Raw genomic sequence first — 19194 nt, 5'->3', positions numbered from 1 at the left:
GTTAAGTTGTTATTTTCAGATATTTAATTCGATCATTAAACAACTGGAAATGATATCTCAAAACTTCGCATAAGCACCACTGTCAAATTTGTTTTGTGCTTTCAGGAGTTCGGAGATAATGTTTGGTAAATTCATATTTTCAAATCTTAGGAAGATTATTAAATGGTTGGTAATGTTCCGCCGTCAATTACGTATTCTGTCCCCGTTAGATAGCTGGCTCTTGGTGAAACTAGAAAGCCAACAAGTTCAGCTACCTCTGCAGGCTCTGCAGGTCTCCCGAAAGGGATCCCGCCCAGTGCATCCATTACGCCCTGTTGCGCCTCTTCTATAGTACTGTTCGAATTTCTTGCAATTTCGCCTAGCCAGGCTTCAGATGCGGTGGTATTGATCCAGCCAGGCGAAACCGTCAGTATGCGGACACCTTTAGGAGTAACCTCGTTCGATAAGCTTTTGCTGTAGTTCCTCAATCCAGCCTTTGCCGCTGCGTAAGGTAATGTTGAATCATATAAGGGTAATTTGCCCTGAATAGAAGCAATGTGGATGATCACACCGTTTTTGCGTTCTATCATCTGCGGTAAAAAGCTCCTATCTAGACGGATCGGAGCCAAAAGGTTAGCTTGCAGTGTCGATTCCCAATCCTCATCACTTAACACAGCAAATCCTCCTGCGGGGGTAGAAGATCCGCCAAGGTTGTTTACCAAGATGTCTAGTCTACCATAGCTCGAAAGCACTCCGCTCACCACTTTTTGAGCCCCTTCTGCTGTACTCAGATCGGAAGCAATGAAATGCAGCTTGCTGTTTTCCAGGTCGGGGACGTTTCTTGCGGTAATCACAACTGTTGCTCCAGCTTGTAATAGTCTTTCCGCGATTGCTCTTCCAGTGCCTTTTGTACCCCCTGTTACCAAGGCAATCTTGTCTGATAATTCGTTGTTGAAATTAAATTGTTCCATTTTTACAAATTGTTTATAGGACAAAATTGAGGTATAAAACCAGCCTGTGCAAGTACGGCATTACGATTCATATAGGGATAAATTTTTCCCCTATTGTACAAATCGGAACATACCTTTAATTTTGAAAATATGTATGAGAGAAAAATAATTCCGAACCTAAATTGCGGTCTCGACTTGATAGGTGAAGTGCTTTACGGAAAATGGAAAATACGCTTGCTCTGGTTTATTGACCAGGGACATAAAAGACCGAGTGAATTGCAGCGTAAGATACCAGACGCCTCCAGACGGGTGCTGAATATACAGCTGAAAGAACTGGAAGATCATGAGGTAGTCATGAAGAAAATATATCCTGTCGTTCCTCCAAAAGTTGAATATTCGCTTACAGATTTAGGGATGAGTTTAATACCCATAATTTCCGCATTAGGACAGTGGGGTGATCAAAACGAAGATAGACTGCGGACAATAATTTTAAAAAGAATTTTAGGATAATACCCCTAATTGCTCTAGTCGGTAAAGTATTTTAGTTTATACAAAATTTCTCTTTTATTTTCTTGCAAAGAGCAAGAAAATAAAATCATTAAAAAATGCAGTAATCAAGACGTTGGCTAGTAAAAATAGCGTGCTATTATTTTTGTTACTGGAGGGGAGAGCAATTGGTTACTCAATTTAATCTATAAAAAACGGCCGAATATAGGTTCGACCGTTACTCAGGAAAAGCTCCCGAACATGGGCATTACTCCAATCTTTTTAATCTGAACAATAACTGTTGGACAGCTTCTTGCGCATCATCAATAATGGATTGTGAGAAGTTTTCCTTAAAAAGTCCTTCTCGTTTGTTTTCAACTTGCTTGTAAAAATCCTCAATGTATTTGATGTAATTAGCCGGTTTTGACGTTTGGGGAATCACGATATCAAGTGTACCTTCCAATGAAAAAGTGGTTTCCACCAGTCTGTCTGTAATATCAATAAGAGACTCAATCGCTTGGTCTAAAGAAATATGAGCCTCATAGCTCCCTTTTCCTGTTATCGACCAATGGGTCAGCTTCAATGCGTTTCTGAATGAAATCATTTCACCTAAAAAGTTCGCAATTTCCTGTTTTGAGTTCTGTTGTTTTTTTGCCATGATATTTTACTTTATTTAAGTCACATTTTTGATTATTATAACAACAACCTAGTGGTCAAAGTTTCTAATTTATTAGAAAAACCGCTAGTGATCAAGAAATCAAGGATATCCGGATTTTCGACTGTATAGTTTTGTGTGCCAGTAGGGCCTACCCAACGAAGTCGGACGAAATTACGAGATTGTACTATACTTTTAACTAGCCAATACGTCGTGAATACTGGATGTAATTTCATTTAAATCAAAAGGTTTCGCAATAAATCCGTTTGCGCCAAGTCCTTCGGCAACATCGCGACCATCTACACTGGCGGATAGAACAAGGATAGGTATATTTTTGATTTCGGGTGTATTGCGTATGATTTTAATCAGCTGGTCGCCCGAAAGCACGGGCATCCAGAGATCCAATAACAAAAGATCTGGCTGATATGCTATGAGCTGTTTGGTCAGATTTGTACTGTTTTTTCGCTTAAGACCTGGTAACCCTCCAGATCCAAGAATAATTCCAGCATCTCAACAATGCCTTGGTCATCGTCACAGATCATTATTTTCTTACTTTTCATCGTTTTCTGTCCTCATTATTGGTAATGTGAAATTAAAAGTAGAACCTTCTCCGGGTTCGCTTTCTACCCAAAGGGTTCCGTTGTGATGCGTTATGATCTCGTGCGAAACATACAGTCCAATACCTAATCCCGGAAATTTCTTTTGGGTATGGCCGGCGCGAAAGAAGCGCTCAAATATTTTTTGCTTGTCGACATTTGCTATTCCCATGCCATAGTCTCGTACAGAGATCTTGACAAAATTGGCAACCCTGTGAATGGCAACGTCGATTCTATTTGAACCCGGTGAATATTTGATCGCATTGGACAACAGATTATTGATTACCTGAATAATTTGTAATTCATCGCCGCTAACTGTAGCATCTGTGGAGCCTAATAGGTTTATTTTGTAACCAGGTACACCTACCATTATATTGTCAATGGCTTCCCGAATTGTATGATCTATGGCAAATGGCTCCATGTGGAGCTCAATATGGCCAGACTGTATTTTTGAGGTGTCTAGTAATTTAGTAATCAATATATTCAGTCGATCTATATAGGCCGAAATTTTATCCAGTGTACTGACAAATTTATTGTCGGAATGGTCTATACTAAGTCGTTGCAGAATCTGTACAAGCCCCTTAATGGTCGTTAGGGGCGTCTTTAGTTCATGACTAGCGACGGACAAAAAATCGTATTAACGTAGATCCTGTTCTTTTTTCTCGGTGATGTCTTCAATGGCGATCAGGATACGGTCTTTATATTGCCCTTCAAACTCTATGCGATAGGCATTTAATAGCATCACTTTGCGGCCGATATGCGGAAATACATGTTCTACTTCGTAATCAATTACGGGATTGCTGGTTGGTAAAATATGCGTAAGAAGTTCCTTCAAGGAGGGGATATCCCATTGCTTATTGCCCAGATCAAACAATAATTTTCCTACAGTCTCTTCTGAGGAGACGTGAAATGATGTTAAAAAATGTTTATTTGCACTCAGCACAATATAATTGCCATCGAGTACTAGAAGACTTTCGCGAACCGTTTCAATCATGCTCGAGAGGAAGCTTTCCTTCTCCTGCAATTCTTTGGTTCGTTGCTGTATTTTGATCTCAACATTGTTTTTTTCCTCCCGGAGTTCGTGTTCGGCCTTTTTACGCGAGGTAATATCATTTTGAACACCAATAAAGTGCGTCACCTGGCCGGCCTCATTCTTCACAGGTGAAATGAAAAGCTCATTCCAAAAAAGTGTTCCGTCTTTGCGTTAATTGCGAATTTCGATCTTACATTCTTCACCATTTTTGATACAATCTTTGAGGATGTAGCGTTCAGGTTGAGAACGATCCTGCGCTTGCAAAAAGCGACAATTGTGACCGATAATTTCATCGTGTGAATAACCACTGATGTTTTCAAAGGCCTTATTGCAATAGATAATCGGATTATCATGCTGCAAATTATCGGTGATAATAATGCCTGAATAAGCAGAATTTAAAGCCTTAAGATATATATTTAATTCATTAATGCCTGACGCACGTTTTCCCATATAGTGTTGTATTCCAAATATCGTTGTCCAATTTAATCTATAAAACTAAAACCAATGAAAAACAGCCTGTTTTTTTTGAAAAACACGTATAAATCCGCGTCAGGAGTTTAGCTAGCACGTGGTACTGTACACCAAACAACATAAACTGAGTGTTGGTAACATATGCTAATATTGCCTAAAATATTACATACAAATTTGTTAGTAACGTACATTCAGCGGTATATTGTAGTAAATGTATGACTTCTAGTTAATTTTACTTGAAATTTTGATAGCCTACCAAAAAGATTCTCGGAATACGCGTGATACCGGCAATGATTTTCTATAAAAACATAAATCATAGTAAAGAAATGAATACAACTAAATTGACTCCTGAAATAATTAAAATAATTGAAAACCTGAACAAGCTTCATGTGTTTGACGGCATAAATTCATTAGAAATAAAGCTGCAAAGGATATGAGGCAATGGCATTCGGCTCAGCGGCAAAAAAGAAGCAGTGAAAATGTTAGAAGAATTTAATATTCGTAGCAAGAATCACGAAATTCCTGTGAGAATACACCGACCCAATGAAATTATAAATGAAAAATCACCGGCCATCATTTATCTTCATGGCGGTTGGTTTATTTCTGGAAGTTTTGAGACGCACGATGCTATTGTCTGTCAATTGGCCAACGCTACGGGTTGTGCCATTGTTTTTGTGGACTTTCGACTGGCGCCAGAGTATCCTTTTCCGGCTGGTTTCGATGATGCTCAATCAGCGACTGAGTGGATCGTTAATAATTCGGACTCTTTAAACATCGATAAAACTATGATTGGAATTATTGGCGACAGTGCGGGGCAGCTTTAACCGTAGGAGTTTCGACAAGGCCTGGTGAGCATTTGAGGTTTCATGTGTGATTTATCCGGCAGCTGATAATCAATTAAGTACAGTCAAAGAAAGACTATCAAAATGGTCCGATTATTAATAAGGAGGAAGGAATAAAAGCCTGGAATTGGTATCTAACCGACCAAATGGATCAACAGAACCCCATAGCAATTCCTCTTTTGATTGAATATTTTAAGAATACGCCTCCAACGTTGATTTTATTGACTGAGCACGATCGGTTGCGGGATGAAGGAAAACAATTGGCAGAGAATATGAAAACCTCCGAAATTCCAGTCAAAATTACTCATTACAAAGAGATTGCCAATGGTTTTTTGCATATGGGAGCTGTTTTAAGAGAAACCAGAGAAGCTTTTCGGGACATCGCAGCATTCACAAAAGAAAACTTAAAATAATCTTCCGAAAAAGTTACTTCAATATCGTGTAAGGTATTTCTGAAACCGTCCTCAACAAGGGCTAGCATATGACCATACGATCGATTTGCCAGTTCTGAACAAACTTCTCCGGACTGTCCTGAAAGCTTAATACATTGTAGCAAAAATTTCTTCTGTGGATTTGATTAAACGATTTTAGGTTGTCCATTGTTCTCAGAATAACTGTACAAAAACAGTACAAAAAAGGTTGAAAACGTAAAAAGCAAAATATGAATGGATTTAATAAAAATATGTTGGGCGGATTGATCGGTGCGCTCGTACTCAATGTGGTCCATAGTGCTGCCAAGAGATTCGATCCCAAAGCTCCAGAAGTGGATAAAGTGGGCGAAGAAGCGATGCAGAAAACGGTGCGCTTTGCTGGATTTAAACCGCCAAAGGGCAATGCATTGGTGGCGGCAACTTTTGGGGCAGATGTAGCTTCCAATGCCATGTTATATACCCTCATCGGATATGGAGGTCAGAAAAATATGCTGCTCAAAGGAGCGTTGCTCGGAACGGTAGTTGGTCTGGCAACACTGACTATTCCAGAACAGGCCGGACTGGATGCCAAGCCAATAAAAAAGACTGATCGTACCAAGTTTATGACCTTGGCCTGGTATGTGATCGGAGGAGTGGCCGCTGGTCTAGCCATGAAAGCGATGAGCAAGAGTTAGGAAAGACTAGAGTTGGTAAATTTATCAGATTACATTGTTCAATGCATGCCCCTTTAAGCGCCAATCTAAAATGAAAAAACATCTTTTTTGATCTAGATCATCGTTTTAAGCCGTCGGGAAAATTGAAATTTGAATAGCTTTCAATAAGGGAAGTCTATCAGATTAAAAGTAATTAACGAAATAGGAATAGATAGTTTTATCGCTACCGGAGCATATGATGGTGGGTTGAGTTCAGCGGAAAATATAACAGCAATGAAAGCCCTATTGTCAAAGATAGCGTTTGCAGATCAGGCAGGATTGCATGTCTTCGGGCTCGGGGAGCATCATAGAAAAGAATTTTTAGATGAATCAAAGCCAGTAGGAGTAGCTCGTCATCTTTAGTATTTCCTGCAAATTCAGCTATTTGGATTGCATTGCTATAGTTCACGTAAAAGGACTTACAGGTGACCAGGGATTATTGACCACCGGGTTTTGTATTTAAGTATGAGAAGGCTTTAATTGAAAATAAGGCAAAAGCAATAGCGCAAATGTAGATAGCTCAAACCTTTTAGACTTTGGCTTTGTTCACTTTATGGATGAATCGGTTAAACTCTTTCGCAAAATGCCGATTACATCAATTTATCAATAAAGGTTATAAAAGATTACCGAAACTTTAGGACTTTGCCATTTGCACTGACCCTTACACGTTTTGGAAATCAGCTATGTCTGTCATTATTTTAAAAAATGGTATGAAAAAAGCAGCAAGTAAAAAGATTCGACCGTTGCAAAAGCAAAAGCGACCCGGATTAGAAATAAATATGACACCAGTTCCTGACACTTCGCCGTTAAAGTATCCTGCAGAAGGAAAATTGAAAAATAAGGTAGCATTAATTACTGGAGGAGATAGCGGCATTGGGAAAGCTGTAGCTTTGTTATTTGCCAAGGAGGGAGCTGATATTGTTATTGCCTATCTTAGTGAAACAAAAGATGCAAAACAAACCCAGAAAGAGGTTGAATCCTTCTCAAGAAAATGTACGCTGATTAAAGGTGATTTGGGAAAAGAAAATCACTGTAAAAAAGTAATTGAATTTACGATAAAAACGCATAAGAAAATTGATATTATCGTTAATAACGCGGGGCTACATTGGCAAACAGAATCAATTGAAGAAATTACCACTGAACAGTTACACAAGACTTTTCAGAATAATTTCTATTCCTATTTCTGGATTACGAAGTATGCCATGCCTTATCTTAAGAAGGGGGCAAGTATCATTAATACATCCTCAGTGACTGCATATCGAGGCAGTCCAAAGTTGATCGATTATTCTGCAACAAAAGGTGCAATAATTTCTTTTACACGAAGCTTGTCAGCAAATCTTATGGATAAAGGAATTAGGGTCAATGCTGTTGCGCCCGGTCCGGTATGGACTCCATTGATAGCATCTTCATTTGATCCTAAAAAAAACTCCGAATTTGGAAGCGACTCCCCAATGGGAAGGGCAGGAATGCCAAATGAAATTGCACCAAGCTTTCTATTTCTAGCTAGCAAAGATTCACATTTTATGAGCGGTCAAGTTTTACATCCCAATGGCGGAGAAGTCGTCAATGGTTAACCAATGAATAAGTCACAATCAGATCTGCAAGTCGTCAATCGACATAAGGCTTTCAGTTTTTCAAAATGTTCTCTACTATGGGGTGACTGCCCCGCCAATGAATGAATGACTCGAGCTAGCTAAATTTGTTGACAAAGTATTATTCTTTAATAAGTACAGATTTGTTGTACGAATTGTTGCTGGAATTAATATTAGTTTGAGAAACAGGCGGTTTTCTTATTCTCTTTCCGCTCGTCGGCGACCTTAACCATGATTCATATACCTGTTGTCGTATGGATACAGTCGCAAATTGAAGATATAGATCGGAATGAAATAATTTTAGCGGGATTGTTTCCATCATTGAAGATTGATACCTTATGTATGTTGTTTTTGCCAAGTGATGAACTATTGCGACCGGAGGAATGTTTAGGATTGAATGGCGGCGGCTATAGTAAGATTTTTGAATTTTAAAAGGTTATGATTGATATACAAAAAATATTTGCAGAGGGGGTGGAAAGCTCCTTTCTTATTGAAATAGGTGCGAGAACAATTATAATGTTTCTTCTAATATTGATCATTCTAAGGCTTTCGGGTAGAAGGGGAGTTCGGCAGTTAACTCTTTTTGAGGTTGCGATTATAATCAGTTTGGGCTCAGCTGCGGGAGATCCCATGTTTCAAGAAGAAATACCCATCTTTTATGCGATTGTTGTCTTTATATGTGTAATCTTTGTCTATAAGTTGGTAACCTGGATTACCTCCCGATCAGAGAATATTGCCCATTTATTGGAAGGTAAAGTTTTACCTGTAGTTAAGGATGGCGTATTTGATATAAAACATGAAAATGATAATACCTTTTCGCGTATGGAATTTTTTTCTGAACTGAGAAATTTAAATGTCGAACATTTGGGGCAGGTTAAGGAAGGCATTCTAGAAGTCGATGGAACATTAAGCGTTTTATTTTATGCTGATAGTGATGTGAGGTATGGGCTACCATTATTCCCGTCTTCTTTCAAAAAGGTTGATGTAATGAGTGCTGAAGGGCCATTCGCATGCATGTATTGCGGCCATGTCGTATTTAGTTTTAAGAACGAATCAAAGGCATGTCCAAGATGCAATAAAACACAATGGAGCAAAGCCTTGAATTCAAGAAGAGTATAGAAGAATAATACCATGTATTATTTAAACAAATTATAGGGTGAAAAAATTTGACCGTTTTTATTTGAAGCTTTTCTGTGAACACACGATCAACATCAATCAAGGCGCAGAATCCACAATAAGCTATTTAATGGCCCGGGTTAAGATGGCGGATTATATGAATGAACCTGTTCGTTAGTGTATTTAAAAAACTTGATGCCTGATTGTCAATTATTATGCGTACATTTATTACTGCGATCTGCTATTCATCTTAACCCATTCAGTAGATCCGATATGATAAATACACTTGTTTTATCTCTAAATTCTCCACGATATACCTTTCGGAAATTTTCAGTTCAACAACTAGCAGCTTGCGTACTTCAAAGAGTAAATACGATTCAGCTTAATATTATTCCTTCCGATCAATCATAGCTATTGAAAGTAAAAGGACCATCACTTTATAAAATCCATACATCATGAGTAAAGACATTAAAAAGGAAAAAAGCACCAAAGAGAAAGCACAATCTTCTTATCAAAAGGAAAAAGATGGCTCCTCTAAAGAGTTAACGGATAATGTTTTCCGTAAAAAAAAGAAATAGGCAATCGAAAAGGTAGCTTATTTTTTGCACTTGCACAAGGCAGATTATTTTGAAGCGGGTATACAGTCTGGATTATCACCAGGCTTTTGCTCGCTTTTTTAATTTGCAAAGCTGAATGATATACCCATTGTTTTGACAACAAAATGAGTTTCATCACAAAGCGATGTTTTTATACGTCTTCGTCTGAATATACACGTGAAGTATGGGTAATGACGTTTGAAGTAGAACCAAATATATTCGATGGGGGTTCAATTTTAAAAAGCTCTAGGGCGATAGACTTACTCAATGGAAAAGCTCATTAAGAGCTAATCAACAATCAAGGAAGGTGGATCTTATGCCTAAGATCCATTTTTTAATAAGTGATGAAAAAAATATTTCTTAAAAAAATAAGATGAAAAAGACAATAGTAGTGTGCGATGATGATAAAGAAATACTAAATGCATTTTCCTTGGTGTTAGAGAATCATTATACGATTGTTATATCTGTAGCAAACAGTTTAGTCCTGACGGAAGTGTTGGATACTATGAATGCTGATATACTCTTTTTGGACATTCATATGCATGCACGGAATGGTGACATGATACTGCGTGATCTCAAGAGTTCAGCTAAATATGATAAGCTGCCTGTGATTATGATGTCAGGTCATATCGACGGAAGAAGAATCTCTTTGGAATGTGGGGCCGAGGGTTTTCTAGCAAAGCCTTTTGAACTTACTGATCTGGAAAACTACATACGAAGATTTGTTTATGAAAGTGAATCGTAATGCCCAATCGTCACAATATAGCTTGCCGGCACTATAGTATTCTGAAGGCAAGAACAATGACGTCGGAGGCGTATATATTTGCTCTCCTGATCAGATGGTACTCTTATTAGACTTTGCGAAATACCACTATATATTTAGCTACAAAATTACCGAAGTATGTCGCGCCACTTCTTACTCATATTAAGCAGCCTATATATGAGGCTTCGCTTTGATACGGATGTGCCTGAGTTGTTTTATCATCATGGAAAACGCCAGGTAGTGGAAGTTCGGGCCAAGAAATACAGCCTTTGGCATATTTATCTCAATAATGCTTATGTAGGAAGTATTCAGTATGACAGTAAGCAGTTCAATTACCACCTCGTAGATAATTGCTTACTGACCGATGATCACGTGCAAAAGTATAGCCATGATACAACGTGGGGAATTAAAGTGGATAAAGGACGATATTCGATGAAAAAGGATATAAAGTTCGAATGTGACGTGTGTGGTCAAAAGCAAGTGGTTGAGGTTTCTGTTTTGCATGGCGGTGGAACCTTGCAAATTATGATTGATCGGTTTTTTTATAATGGATGTAGATTTTCGCAATGGCGAATGGGTAATGCTATGTAACAATACGAGCTGGTTGACAATCGATGAACTTGCTATTATCCTGTTAATCTAATTACACTCAGTGCTATTGATGGAATACAAAGAAATAATTGTCAATAAAATTCCACAACATGACCACGAAAACACTCCCAATTTTTGCTACGTAAAATGACAAATTAGCCTTCTCATTAAGCAGATATAATACGATTTGTTTGCTCCGGTAAATCCAGCGGATTCAAAGGTCGAGACAAATACAGACAGTTCGCTTTCTTCCATCAGAGGCTTGCCAATTGGTTCTACTGCTCTCGCGGGATTGATCATGAGCATGCCGGGATCAGGTCGAGCGGGAGGGATATCCTTGCGGAATATGTTCCGCAGGAACCGGTGTACGTTTTCATTCATTATGGCATCTGCAATTCCGATCTGCTTATTGAAATGAACAAAGTAGAAGTCTTCTCCAAATAGGATTTCCATCAGTTCAGTCCATGGTTGTTCTCCGCGCTCCTGATAAGGCAGCGCTAAGTTTATTATTTTATTTACCCGTTCAGGATACAATAGTGCGAGATTCCACACCACATTAGCACCCCAGTCATGACCGACGAAGGTAGCATCTTTGTATCCGAAATGATCAAGTAGAGCGGATAAGGTCAGCAGTCCAGTGCTTTATGTTATAATCCGTTACTTCAGTTGGGCAGGATGAGTTACCATAGCCACGTTGATTTGGGACAATGCCGTAGGTTGATTATTTTCGCTAAAGCCTATGCTGAAATTCTCATTAATTGGAACGAGATCGATTATGGGACAAATTTGATTTGTTTGGCTGACATAATTTTTGTCTTGAAATGATCCTTTAAAGTGAAACCACCGACTATAGCGATGGTCACCAAGCTCATCATTGTAATAATGCCATACTTCACATTCTTTTTTATAACCAATTCCCAAATCTTCGAATAAAAGTTTGATTTCATATTGCCTCATTTAACCGTTATAAAGGTGCCATTTGATGCCCTATTTTTCCAGGTCATAGCTAATAATGTCTCTCTTGACATTCATCAATCCTTTACAGCAGTTTACGTTTTGCATCCTCAAATTCTGCTTGTGTAATCATTCCTTTTTCCATCAATCCATGTAATCGTTCTATTTCAGTCGCAGCATCTTTTTGGGTAATGGGGGAGATAGGCACATAATTATGAACGACGGGTTGTGAAAAATATACGCGGTTGTATTTTAAATCAAAATTCTCTTTGCGCATTGTTAGAAAAGCAATAAAGTCGATCAATGCGATAAAAGCAGGTATAAGCGTCCAACAGAAAAGGAGATAAAGGAAACCTAATCCGGTCTGCCCTAGGTAAAATCTATGTGCACCAAATACTCCAAGAAAAATGCCATTAAAGCTGCGGTTGTTTTATCTTTCATATGTTATTGATTAATGCGGTTTGTATTGTCTTTTCAAACCTAAGGATTGCCTGTTAGACATTCTTACGGTTTTCCGTAACCGATCCCACTTTCAAACCAATATCTTAGCCTTACAGCTTGTAATAATCTAGATAGTTAAAATTGACCAACATATTCATTCAGAATAAATAATGTATAGTAGGCTTTGGTATTAACCTTGCCCGATTGAAAAATAGCATGCCATGATGGTAACCACCACCAGTTCTGTTCTTTTTCTGTTACCTTCCTTATTTGCCTAAATACATTAGAATTAGCCTAAGATGTCAATTTTGCTAAACTGAAACGGTTTTATTTTCAAAAATCACAATTTAATATGGCACCACTACTAGCATTGCCAACAAGCTGCCGATATTGACTCAACCATTTAGAATTTAGTTTTTTTCTGATCGGAATAAAGCCTTTTCTTCGCAATTGAATCTCATCTTCGCTAATGTCAGCTGAAAGCATATGTTGGTCGATATCAATAACGATATAGTCTCCGTTTTTTAGTAATCCAATCAATCCACCTTCAGCAGCCTCAGGTGAGACATGTCCAATAGCTATTCCGCGGGTAGCTCCGCTGAATCGGCCATCTGTTACCAACGCTACAGAACTGCCCAATCCCATCCCCATGATCAGGCTAGTAGGTGTCAACATTTCCTGCATCCCCGGGCCACCTTTGGGACCTTCGTAACGGATCACCACAACATCTCCAGCTTTGATCTCACCGGCAAGGATGCCTACTATGGCCTCTTCTTGACTATCATAGCAAACCGCAGTCCCGCTAAAATTCTTTTCGCCAGTGATTCCTGCAGATTTTACAACGGCTCCCTGCTCTGCAAGATTTCCGAATAGAATCGCCAATCCTCCAACAGGACTGTATGGATTATTTATTGTATGTATGATTGTTGCATCTTTGATCGCTGCATTGGCAATCTTTTTGAATAACATTTCGCCACTGATCGTTATATTATCCTGAAGGACATGGTTGTTGCGCTTGGTCATTTCGTTCATTACAGCGTTTACTCCTCCGGCGCGATGGACGTCTTCCATGTGGACGGTGCTTAAACTGGGCGATATTTTTGCAATGTGCGCTACTTGATCTGATATTGAGTTAATGTCCCTAAGCTGAAAATCTATTTCCGCTTCGTGAGCTATAGCAAGCATATGAAGGACAGTATTGGTACTACCGCCCATGGCCATATCCACTGCAAAAGCATTCTGGATGGCTTTTTCATTGATGATGTTTTTAAGTTTGAATTGTTTGGAAAGCTGATTGTCTTTGGCGATTTCACAGATCCTTCTGGCTGATTCCCGATATAGATTTTCACGCTCGGGTGTTAATGCCAATATGGTTCCATTACCAGGTAGTGCTATACCCATAGCTTCCATCAGGGTGTTCATGGAATTTGCTGTAAACATACCCGAGCAACTACCACCACTGGGGCATGCATTACACTCGATGTCTTTGAGCTCTTCGTCACTGATTAAGCCTGCTTCGTGTTTGCCTACAGCCTCAAAAGCTGTAGACAGGTCAATGGCAGTGCCATCTTTGATATACCCTTTTCTCATGGGGCCTCCACTGACAAAGATTGTAGGCACATCTACACGTAGCGCACCCATAATCATGCCGGGTACAATCTTATCGCAGTTAGGGATAGCTATCATAGCATCCAATTTGTGTGCATTCATGACGCTTTCAATTGAGTTGGCAATCAATTCTCGGCTGGGGAGCGAGTACAGCATTCCATCGTGTCCCATAGCAATACCATCGTCAATACCGATCGTGTTGAATTCAAAAGGAATACATCCGTTTGCCTTGATTTCGTCTTTAATGATCTCAGCAACCTTATTCAGAAAAAAATGTCCGGGTATAATTTCGATAAAGGAATTTGCCACTCCAATAAAAGGCTTATCAAAATCGTTATCATTTACGCCTGTGGCCCGAAATAGGGCTCTATGGGGAGTACGTTGGTATCCCTGCTTTACTTCGTCGCTTCTCATTTTTTATTAGTTAAATAGTAGATTTTAACCTACTTAGTGTTTCGGGTGATATCGCCAGATAAGCCGCAAGGTTAGCATTAGACAAACGCTGTATGAGTTCGGGATTATTTTTCAATAGATCGCGATAACGTTCTTTAGCAGTTTGGGTTAATAAGCTGCTGAGCTTATTATTAACAACAGTTAATCCATATTCGAGGATGTAGATATAAAAATTGTCCCAGCCGGGCATATTTGCTCTCAAAAAGATAAAATCAGTGTTGCTGATGCTTAGGACCTCCGTATCTTCTACGGCTTGGATAAATTCTGTAGCTGGCTGTCTGGAAATGAAGCTGACGATAGAGGTTAGAAAAGTATGCTCAAAAGCCATGAATCGGGTTGCCGTTGATAGTTCGTCATTGCGAAAATATAGGCGCAGACAGCCCTTTCCGACAAAGAAAAGATAGTCTGCAATGGAACCTTCGTTGAGCAGATGGTCATTTTTCTTTATCGATTGGGGTTTAAAATAAGTTAGGGCCTCCGTTAATTGCTGTTCGTTTAACAACGCTTTTTCACGTAACAATTGTAATAGTTGCTCTCTCATCGCTTATTATTTATAGGTCAAAGATGCACTTTATATTAGGATATAGTCGTTGACATTGGTCAAAAACGTCAACGATTTATTAAAGTTTTATTCTCCTTTGAGATAATGGAAATTTGGTAAGTTTAGAGCTAATACAACATTGAAATATGCACAAATTATTTATTTGTTAGGTGCAAAAGCTGTTCGTTTGACCACAGCTCACCCAAAAAAAAATCCATTTCAAACTAATTTATACCTTAGGAAATGTCGTGCGTGAAAGAACGAGGAAAATTAAGCCCGAACCGCAAAACTTTGTTTCTTTCAGAAATACCGACCTTGACATCTATGTATTAGTTAATAGATTCTTTACCGAGACTATTTGCTTTGCACTAGATAACCATGGTGATTTAGTCGTGCCGAGTGAGTCGACAGCTGGCGGTTTTCTTATTCTCTTTCCGCTCGCCGGCGCCCTTAACCATGATGTATATACTTATCGTCGTGTGGATTCAGTCGCCAATTGAAAGATATAGATCCGAAAGAAATAATTTTAGCGGGTTTGTTTCCGTCATTCAACTATTTTTGAAAGACATTTTTGGTCTGTTGTTATTCAGTCTTCTTTCGTTAGATGCAATTGAAGAAAACCGTTTTTAAGCTTCTGACCTTGGTACTTGAACGTTGAACTTAAATCCTCATTGCTTGCTAAAATTGCTCCAGCTCCAGTAATTATAGGGCTGATGTTAAAATAAATATCGGTAACCAAATTCTTATCCAAAAAAGCGTTGAAAGTACCTGCTCCGCCACCAACGGCTATTTCCCGCACTCCTTTTGCAGACATATATGCAATTGCTTCTTCAGGACTTGCAACAGTCTTGTAGCCGTCAGCCGTATAAGGTTTATCGGCCAATATGATGATTTCTATTCCATTAAAATGATCTTTTATCGGATCTGGAAAATTTAGAAAATTTTCAAATGTTTTCAATCCTATCACTACATTTCCAATCCGTTTTACAAATTGTATGTAAAATTCCATTGCTTCCGGTGGCAGTTTATGATGCGGATTATCGGATATCAAAATTCTTCCATTAGCCGAAATATTTGCGATTACTGTTACTTTCATAATGATTTTCTTTAAATTTTTGTACAACAAAACTATTGGATATTCAATATATATTTACTATTCATTACCTTTAGGAAAGTAACTATCTTATGAGCAATAAAAATATTGGTAAAGAAACTATATTGGCATTAAAAGATGGCATTGAATTGCTCAGTGGTAAATGGAAATTTTGTATCCTACACAATTTGCAGAAACACGGCCCAATGCGGTTTAAAGATCTGCAAGAGATGGCTCAGGGAATATCCCCAAAAGTTCTATCCAAGGAACTTCAGGAATTAGAAGATAATTTACTGATTAGTAGAACGGTTAATGACACCAAACCTGTAACTGTTTCTTATGCGCTTACCGCCTATGCTAAAGAAACGGAGGAAGTTGCCAATGCTTTAATTAAATTTGGTCTAAAGCATAGAGATAAAATTAAAGCAAAATGAGGTTTCTATTTTAACAGCTCATTTGGGGAAGTTTGGAGCCTTCTCTATGTAACAATCCGAATAATTATTCCTAACCTTATTAAGTATTGATAAATAATATTTATCTTTAAGCTAATGTTATTTATCCTATGCGGCTAATCTTAGGCGTGTAAGGTTAACCAAAAGCCTAATTTATGCGTATTATACAAAAGCTTAGCACTTATTTAAACGAGAAATTCGATGGATTAGTTTTAATCGGTTTGTTATTAGTTATGATTTTTTACAGTGCAGGTTTTATGCTTTTTAATCAATACATAGCTTTGTTTTACGGACTGTTTTCTGGATTAATATTAGTTCTTTTTTTTAAAAATTGGCGGACTGAATATTTCATCAACAGATCTGGGTTGGGATTATTAACTTTTGTTATAGTGCTAGAATTTGCATTTTTGCTATATGATCAAGTTCATTTGAAAGATGATTGGTACTTTTTACCGTGGGCGGTTCTGTTGGGTGGAGCTGTGATGGTAACCATTAGTATGTTAATCGGGTTAAAAAAAATCATTATTCCAAAAGCACTTTCGAAATTCTTTTATATAAGCGCTATTTTTCTCTTTTCAACTGTCTATTCCTACGGGCTGCTATCTCTTATAAACATTTTTAATGCGCGGCAAGTCGTTAAATGGGAGCGTGCTGAAGTGGGGCTACCATCCTGGGTAATTACTTTTGGAGGAAATTACAACGATGCCATATTTGAGAACAGAGAATGGGGAACTCGGTGGATGAATTTATTTTTTTTGAAATGGGAAGGTGATTTTCCGCATCCGCCAACGACTGCCGAAATAAAAGTCTTTGAGGGAAACCTAGGACAACACTATATGCTCAAAACGTATGATGAGGATGAAAAGAATGACGCAAGACAAATCGACTAACATGGACAAAATTATATATCTTGACAACAATGCATCCACTCCAATGGATCCTAGGGTCTTAGACGAAATGATGCCCTATTTGACAGACAAGTATGGTAACGCAGCAAGTCGTCATAAACTAGGCAAATATTTAGATACTGCGGTCGAGAAGAGTAGGAGACAGATTGCTGATCTTATAGATACCAATGCAGAAGATATTTTCTTTACAGCTGGTGCTACTGAAGCTATCAATATGGGATTACGTGGATTATTGAGGCCCGGGAAACAACATATTATAACTGTACAGACAGAGCATCCCACAGTTTTGGATACCTGCAGGTATCTTGAGACCAATGGTATTGCGGTTACTTACCTTTCTGTCGATAGCGACGGATTGATAGACCTTGAAGAACTAGAGCGGGCCTTTACACCTCTTACAGCTTTAGTATGTGTGATGCATGTCAACCATGATACTGGTGTGATTCAGGACATAGAGCGAATTGCGGAAATAACACATGCTCATGACGCCTTTTTTATGACCGATGGAAGCCAATCTGTCGGAAAACTCCCTGTTCGCGCACGATCATTAATAGATATCCTCACATTCTCTGCCCATAAATTTTATGGGCCAACGGGTATAGGCGGTATTTATTTTAGACCCGAAGTACCTATGAAACCGCTTATTTTTTCTGGTGGACATGAAGGCGAGGCAAGAAATGGTACACTTAATGTGCCGGGTATCGTTGGTATGGGCAAAGCCGCTGAACTCGCAGCTTTACAGATGAATGAAGACGAAGAACGCATTGGCAAACTACGTGATATCTTAGAACAACAATTATTGGCAATCGGAGGGACGAAATTAATAGGTTCTAAAACACACAGGATCTATACAACATGTACAATACGTTTTGATGGTATTAACAGCGAAAATATTGTTCAAAAACTCGATAATATATGTGTTTCCAACTGCTCAGTACTCAGTTATTTTGAAGCAGCACCTTCTCCTGTACTTCAAGCTATGGGATTGAGTAGGGATGAGGCATTTAATGCACTAAGATTTAGTTTAGGGCGTTTCACTACAGCAGAAGAAATCGGACAAACTGTGGAAGCTGTTAGCGAGATCATAAACCAATTGCACAATAATAAATCGCTACATCGACACCACTGCCTTTAGCGATATAAGAGCGAGCTATGTCGATTTCTTTGGCGGTCGCTCTACCAGCTATGAGAGGCCTCATCCATCCAAGGGCATATAAAAAATGTGAAATCCTAAATATCTTTACTGTATACAATATTACTAATATTATTAGTAATATTGTGAAATGAAACCTCTGGAAATCTTTAGCCGAAATCGGGTAATGTACGCTCAAATTACCGTGCATGATAAAAGCATGGGCATGAAAGATTATCATCTTTACAACAAAAATGGTCTTGCTTTTTATGTTTTCAGGAAATCTCAGGGAGTGTGGGAATTGGCATTCGGTGTACTGGCCGATGACATTAAGGAAGCGTGCATTGACGCCCTTATACTTCGCTTTGATACGGATGTGCCTGAGTTATTTTATCATCATGGAAAACGCCAGGTAGTGGAAGTACGGGCCAAGAAATACAGCCTTTGGCATATATACCTCAATAATGCTTATGTAGGAAGTATTCAATATGACACCTTCACTAAGCAGTTCAATTACCACCTTGACGACAATTGCTTATTGACCGATGATCACGTGCAAAAGTATATAGCCATGATACAACGTGGGGAATTAAAGTGGATAAAGGACGATGTTCGATGAAAAAAGGATATAAAAGGAATAAAAAACCTTGAGTCTGGGAGGATCTCAAGACTTCATAATTACTACCTATTTCTGAAAAGTACTATTAATACAATATTGAATCCTGTTTGGTTTTAAAAAAAATTATTTCTAGCTGTTGAGTAGGGAGATACCGGAATGCAGAAGGGGATGACGGCTTTTCTTATACTTACGAAAATACG

26 protein-coding genes and 2 pseudogenes are annotated in these 19194 nt (G+C 38.5%); 15 read left to right on the top strand and 13 right to left on the bottom strand.

The genetic code is table 11. From position 1 onward, the window contains the following. Positions 1 to 158: 158 nt before the first annotated feature. Positions 159 to 950 (bottom strand): SDR family oxidoreductase, encoded by a 792-nt coding sequence (locus B2O97_RS02325; protein WP_204991090.1) that lies wholly within the window; start codon positions 948 to 950, stop codon positions 159 to 161. Positions 951 to 1079: 129 nt separating this feature from the next. Between B2O97_RS02325 and B2O97_RS02320 the strand changes: the two genes are divergently transcribed. After that, positions 1080 to 1439, top strand: a complete 360-nt coding sequence (locus tag B2O97_RS02320) for a winged helix-turn-helix transcriptional regulator (protein WP_112376258.1) — start codon at positions 1080 to 1082, stop codon at positions 1437 to 1439. Between the two features lie 244 nt (positions 1440 to 1683). Here B2O97_RS02320 and B2O97_RS02315 read toward each other — a convergent pair whose 3' ends face one another. The 5 genes and pseudogenes from B2O97_RS02315 to B2O97_RS02295 all read right to left on the bottom strand — a co-directional run. Then, the gene (locus B2O97_RS02315; protein ID WP_046672983.1) at positions 1684 to 2073 is read right to left on the bottom strand and encodes a DUF5856 family protein; all 390 of its coding nucleotides are present in this window, start codon (positions 2071 to 2073) and stop codon (positions 1684 to 1686) included. Between the two features lie 192 nt (positions 2074 to 2265). After that, positions 2266 to 2517, bottom strand: a complete 252-nt coding sequence (locus B2O97_RS02310; RefSeq protein ID WP_376745384.1) for a response regulator — start codon at positions 2515 to 2517, stop codon at positions 2266 to 2268. A 102-nt stretch (positions 2518 to 2619) separates the two neighbouring features. Beyond that, a complete protein-coding gene (locus tag B2O97_RS02305) occupies positions 2620 to 3294 on the bottom strand; it encodes a sensor histidine kinase (RefSeq protein ID WP_112376260.1) in 675 nt (224 codons plus the stop codon). A gap of 9 nt (positions 3295 to 3303) precedes the next feature. After that, positions 3304 to 3690, bottom strand: coding sequence for a PAS domain S-box protein (locus tag B2O97_RS02300; protein WP_256604708.1), 387 nt, complete (start codon positions 3688 to 3690; stop codon positions 3304 to 3306). Between the two features lie 63 nt (positions 3691 to 3753). After that, positions 3754 to 4149 (bottom strand): annotated as a pseudogene (locus B2O97_RS02295) (PAS domain-containing protein); the annotation flags it as partial. A 545-nt stretch (positions 4150 to 4694) separates the two neighbouring features. On the opposite strand from B2O97_RS02295, the gene B2O97_RS02290 reads away from it, so the two are divergent. The 9 genes from B2O97_RS02290 to B2O97_RS02250 all read left to right on the top strand — a co-directional run bounded on the left by B2O97_RS02290 (position 4695) and on the right by B2O97_RS02250 (position 10793). Further along, positions 4695 to 4994: an alpha/beta hydrolase gene (locus tag B2O97_RS02290; RefSeq protein WP_201639094.1), complete on the top strand. Its 300-nt coding sequence runs from the start codon at positions 4695 to 4697 to the stop codon at positions 4992 to 4994. A gap of 110 nt (positions 4995 to 5104) precedes the next feature. Beyond that, the gene (locus tag B2O97_RS02285; protein ID WP_201303624.1) at positions 5105 to 5425 is read left to right on the top strand and encodes an alpha/beta hydrolase; all 321 of its coding nucleotides are present in this window, start codon (positions 5105 to 5107) and stop codon (positions 5423 to 5425) included. Between the two features lie 248 nt (positions 5426 to 5673). Next, positions 5674 to 6117, top strand: a complete 444-nt coding sequence (locus B2O97_RS02280; protein WP_070570577.1) for a hypothetical protein — start codon at positions 5674 to 5676, stop codon at positions 6115 to 6117. 728 nt (positions 6118 to 6845) lie between these two features. After that, on the top strand, positions 6846 to 7709 hold the full coding sequence (locus B2O97_RS02275; RefSeq protein WP_112376594.1) for an SDR family oxidoreductase: 864 nt from the start codon (positions 6846 to 6848) through the stop codon (positions 7707 to 7709). A gap of 249 nt (positions 7710 to 7958) precedes the next feature. Then, entirely contained in the window at positions 7959 to 8159 is a 201-nt protein-coding gene (locus B2O97_RS02270; protein ID WP_070570580.1) for a hypothetical protein, read from the top strand. Positions 8160 to 8165: 6 nt separating this feature from the next. Further along, positions 8166 to 8846, top strand: coding sequence for a DUF421 domain-containing protein (locus B2O97_RS02265; RefSeq protein ID WP_070570582.1), 681 nt, complete (start codon positions 8166 to 8168; stop codon positions 8844 to 8846). A gap of 452 nt (positions 8847 to 9298) precedes the next feature. Beyond that, complete coding sequence (locus tag B2O97_RS02260) at positions 9299 to 9421, top strand: hypothetical protein (protein ID WP_256604652.1); 123 nt, start codon at positions 9299 to 9301, stop codon at positions 9419 to 9421. 391 nt (positions 9422 to 9812) lie between these two features. After that, complete coding sequence (locus B2O97_RS02255) at positions 9813 to 10184, top strand: response regulator (protein WP_070570584.1); 372 nt, start codon at positions 9813 to 9815, stop codon at positions 10182 to 10184. A 195-nt stretch (positions 10185 to 10379) separates the two neighbouring features. Continuing rightward, positions 10380 to 10793, top strand: a complete 414-nt coding sequence (locus B2O97_RS02250) for a hypothetical protein (protein WP_112376263.1) — start codon at positions 10380 to 10382, stop codon at positions 10791 to 10793. Between the two features lie 138 nt (positions 10794 to 10931). Here B2O97_RS02250 and B2O97_RS02245 read toward each other — a convergent pair whose 3' ends face one another. From B2O97_RS02245 to B2O97_RS02225, 6 genes and pseudogenes are all read right to left on the bottom strand, one after another. Then, positions 10932 to 11423, bottom strand: a complete 492-nt coding sequence (locus tag B2O97_RS02245; protein ID WP_236560358.1) for an alpha/beta hydrolase — start codon at positions 11421 to 11423, stop codon at positions 10932 to 10934. Positions 11424 to 11450: 27 nt separating this feature from the next. Then, positions 11451 to 11750 (bottom strand): hypothetical protein, encoded by a 300-nt coding sequence (locus B2O97_RS02240; RefSeq protein WP_070570588.1) that lies wholly within the window; start codon positions 11748 to 11750, stop codon positions 11451 to 11453. A gap of 82 nt (positions 11751 to 11832) precedes the next feature. Next, positions 11833 to 12024, bottom strand: coding sequence for an SHOCT domain-containing protein (locus tag B2O97_RS02235; protein ID WP_201639097.1), 192 nt, complete (start codon positions 12022 to 12024; stop codon positions 11833 to 11835). A 24-nt stretch (positions 12025 to 12048) separates the two neighbouring features. Beyond that, positions 12049 to 12156, bottom strand: a pseudogene (locus tag B2O97_RS25190) (TM2 domain-containing protein); the annotation flags it as partial. A 365-nt stretch (positions 12157 to 12521) separates the two neighbouring features. Further along, positions 12522 to 14210 carry a dihydroxy-acid dehydratase gene (ilvD, locus tag B2O97_RS02230; RefSeq protein ID WP_070570590.1) on the bottom strand — a complete coding sequence of 563 codons (1689 nt, stop codon included), beginning with the start codon at positions 14208 to 14210 and terminating at the stop codon, positions 12522 to 12524. A 10-nt stretch (positions 14211 to 14220) separates the two neighbouring features. Continuing rightward, a complete protein-coding gene (locus B2O97_RS02225) occupies positions 14221 to 14790 on the bottom strand; it encodes a Crp/Fnr family transcriptional regulator (protein ID WP_070570592.1) in 570 nt (189 codons plus the stop codon). Positions 14791 to 15038: 248 nt separating this feature from the next. Between B2O97_RS02225 and B2O97_RS02220 the strand changes: the two genes are divergently transcribed. Next, positions 15039 to 15290, top strand: coding sequence for a hypothetical protein (locus tag B2O97_RS02220; protein WP_112376264.1), 252 nt, complete (start codon positions 15039 to 15041; stop codon positions 15288 to 15290). Positions 15291 to 15376: 86 nt separating this feature from the next. On the opposite strand, the gene B2O97_RS02215 is transcribed toward B2O97_RS02220, so the two are convergent. Continuing rightward, the gene (locus tag B2O97_RS02215; protein ID WP_112376265.1) at positions 15377 to 15886 is read right to left on the bottom strand and encodes a dihydrofolate reductase family protein; all 510 of its coding nucleotides are present in this window, start codon (positions 15884 to 15886) and stop codon (positions 15377 to 15379) included. 89 nt (positions 15887 to 15975) lie between these two features. Here B2O97_RS02215 and B2O97_RS02210 point away from each other — a divergent pair, with 89 nt between their 5' ends. From B2O97_RS02210 to B2O97_RS02195, 4 genes are all read left to right on the top strand, one after another. Further along, positions 15976 to 16317, top strand: coding sequence for a winged helix-turn-helix transcriptional regulator (locus B2O97_RS02210; protein ID WP_070570596.1), 342 nt, complete (start codon positions 15976 to 15978; stop codon positions 16315 to 16317). A 173-nt stretch (positions 16318 to 16490) separates the two neighbouring features. After that, positions 16491 to 17225 (top strand): hypothetical protein, encoded by a 735-nt coding sequence (locus B2O97_RS02205; protein ID WP_112376266.1) that lies wholly within the window; start codon positions 16491 to 16493, stop codon positions 17223 to 17225. Position 17226: 1 nt separating this feature from the next. Then, positions 17227 to 18378, top strand: a complete 1152-nt coding sequence (locus B2O97_RS02200) for a cysteine desulfurase family protein (protein WP_112376596.1) — start codon at positions 17227 to 17229, stop codon at positions 18376 to 18378. A gap of 148 nt (positions 18379 to 18526) precedes the next feature. Further along, entirely contained in the window at positions 18527 to 18994 is a 468-nt protein-coding gene (locus tag B2O97_RS02195) for a hypothetical protein (protein WP_112376267.1), read from the top strand. Positions 18995 to 19194: the final 200 nt, after the last annotated feature.

The organism is Sphingobacterium sp. UBA865, assembly GCF_002295765.1.
GTDB lineage: Bacteria > Bacteroidota > Bacteroidia > Sphingobacteriales > Sphingobacteriaceae > Sphingobacterium > Sphingobacterium multivorum.
The sequence above is the reverse complement of the archived record's forward strand: the minus strand, read 5'-3'. Positions and strand labels throughout refer to the sequence as shown.

What these genes read in the sequence shown, in the direction of transcription:
- B2O97_RS02195 (WP_112376267.1), top strand. Translation starts at nt 18,527, where the DNA reads ATGAAACCTCTGGAAATCTTTAGCCGAAATCGGGTAATGTACGCTCAA.
- B2O97_RS02265 (WP_070570582.1), top strand. Translation starts at nt 8,166, where the DNA reads ATGATTGATATACAAAAAATATTTGCAGAGGGGGTGGAAAGCTCCTTT.
- ilvD (WP_070570590.1), bottom strand. Translation starts at nt 14,210, where the DNA reads ATGAGAAGCGACGAAGTAAAGCAGGGATACCAACGTACTCCCCATAGA.
- B2O97_RS02210 (WP_070570596.1), top strand. Translation starts at nt 15,976, where the DNA reads ATGAGCAATAAAAATATTGGTAAAGAAACTATATTGGCATTAAAAGAT.
- B2O97_RS02240 (WP_070570588.1), bottom strand. Translation starts at nt 11,750, where the DNA reads ATGAGGCAATATGAAATCAAACTTTTATTCGAAGATTTGGGAATTGGT.
- B2O97_RS02275 (WP_112376594.1), top strand. Translation starts at nt 6,846, where the DNA reads ATGAAAAAAGCAGCAAGTAAAAAGATTCGACCGTTGCAAAAGCAAAAG.
- B2O97_RS02205 (WP_112376266.1), top strand. Translation starts at nt 16,491, where the DNA reads ATGCGTATTATACAAAAGCTTAGCACTTATTTAAACGAGAAATTCGAT.
- B2O97_RS02250 (WP_112376263.1), top strand. Translation starts at nt 10,380, where the DNA reads ATGAGGCTTCGCTTTGATACGGATGTGCCTGAGTTGTTTTATCATCAT.
- B2O97_RS02325 (WP_204991090.1), bottom strand. Translation starts at nt 950, where the DNA reads ATGGAACAATTTAATTTCAACAACGAATTATCAGACAAGATTGCCTTG.
- B2O97_RS02215 (WP_112376265.1), bottom strand. Translation starts at nt 15,886, where the DNA reads ATGAAAGTAACAGTAATCGCAAATATTTCGGCTAATGGAAGAATTTTG.
- B2O97_RS02260 (WP_256604652.1), top strand. Translation starts at nt 9,299, where the DNA reads ATGAGTAAAGACATTAAAAAGGAAAAAAGCACCAAAGAGAAAGCACAA.
- B2O97_RS02255 (WP_070570584.1), top strand. Translation starts at nt 9,813, where the DNA reads ATGAAAAAGACAATAGTAGTGTGCGATGATGATAAAGAAATACTAAAT.
- B2O97_RS02315 (WP_046672983.1), bottom strand. Translation starts at nt 2,073, where the DNA reads ATGGCAAAAAAACAACAGAACTCAAAACAGGAAATTGCGAACTTTTTA.
- B2O97_RS02270 (WP_070570580.1), top strand. Translation starts at nt 7,959, where the DNA reads ATGATTCATATACCTGTTGTCGTATGGATACAGTCGCAAATTGAAGAT.
- B2O97_RS02225 (WP_070570592.1), bottom strand. Translation starts at nt 14,790, where the DNA reads ATGAGAGAGCAACTATTACAATTGTTACGTGAAAAAGCGTTGTTAAAC.
- B2O97_RS02320 (WP_112376258.1), top strand. Translation starts at nt 1,080, where the DNA reads ATGTATGAGAGAAAAATAATTCCGAACCTAAATTGCGGTCTCGACTTG.
- B2O97_RS02200 (WP_112376596.1), top strand. Translation starts at nt 17,227, where the DNA reads ATGGACAAAATTATATATCTTGACAACAATGCATCCACTCCAATGGAT.
- B2O97_RS02235 (WP_201639097.1), bottom strand. Translation starts at nt 12,024, where the DNA reads ATGCGCAAAGAGAATTTTGATTTAAAATACAACCGCGTATATTTTTCA.
- B2O97_RS02280 (WP_070570577.1), top strand. Translation starts at nt 5,674, where the DNA reads ATGAATGGATTTAATAAAAATATGTTGGGCGGATTGATCGGTGCGCTC.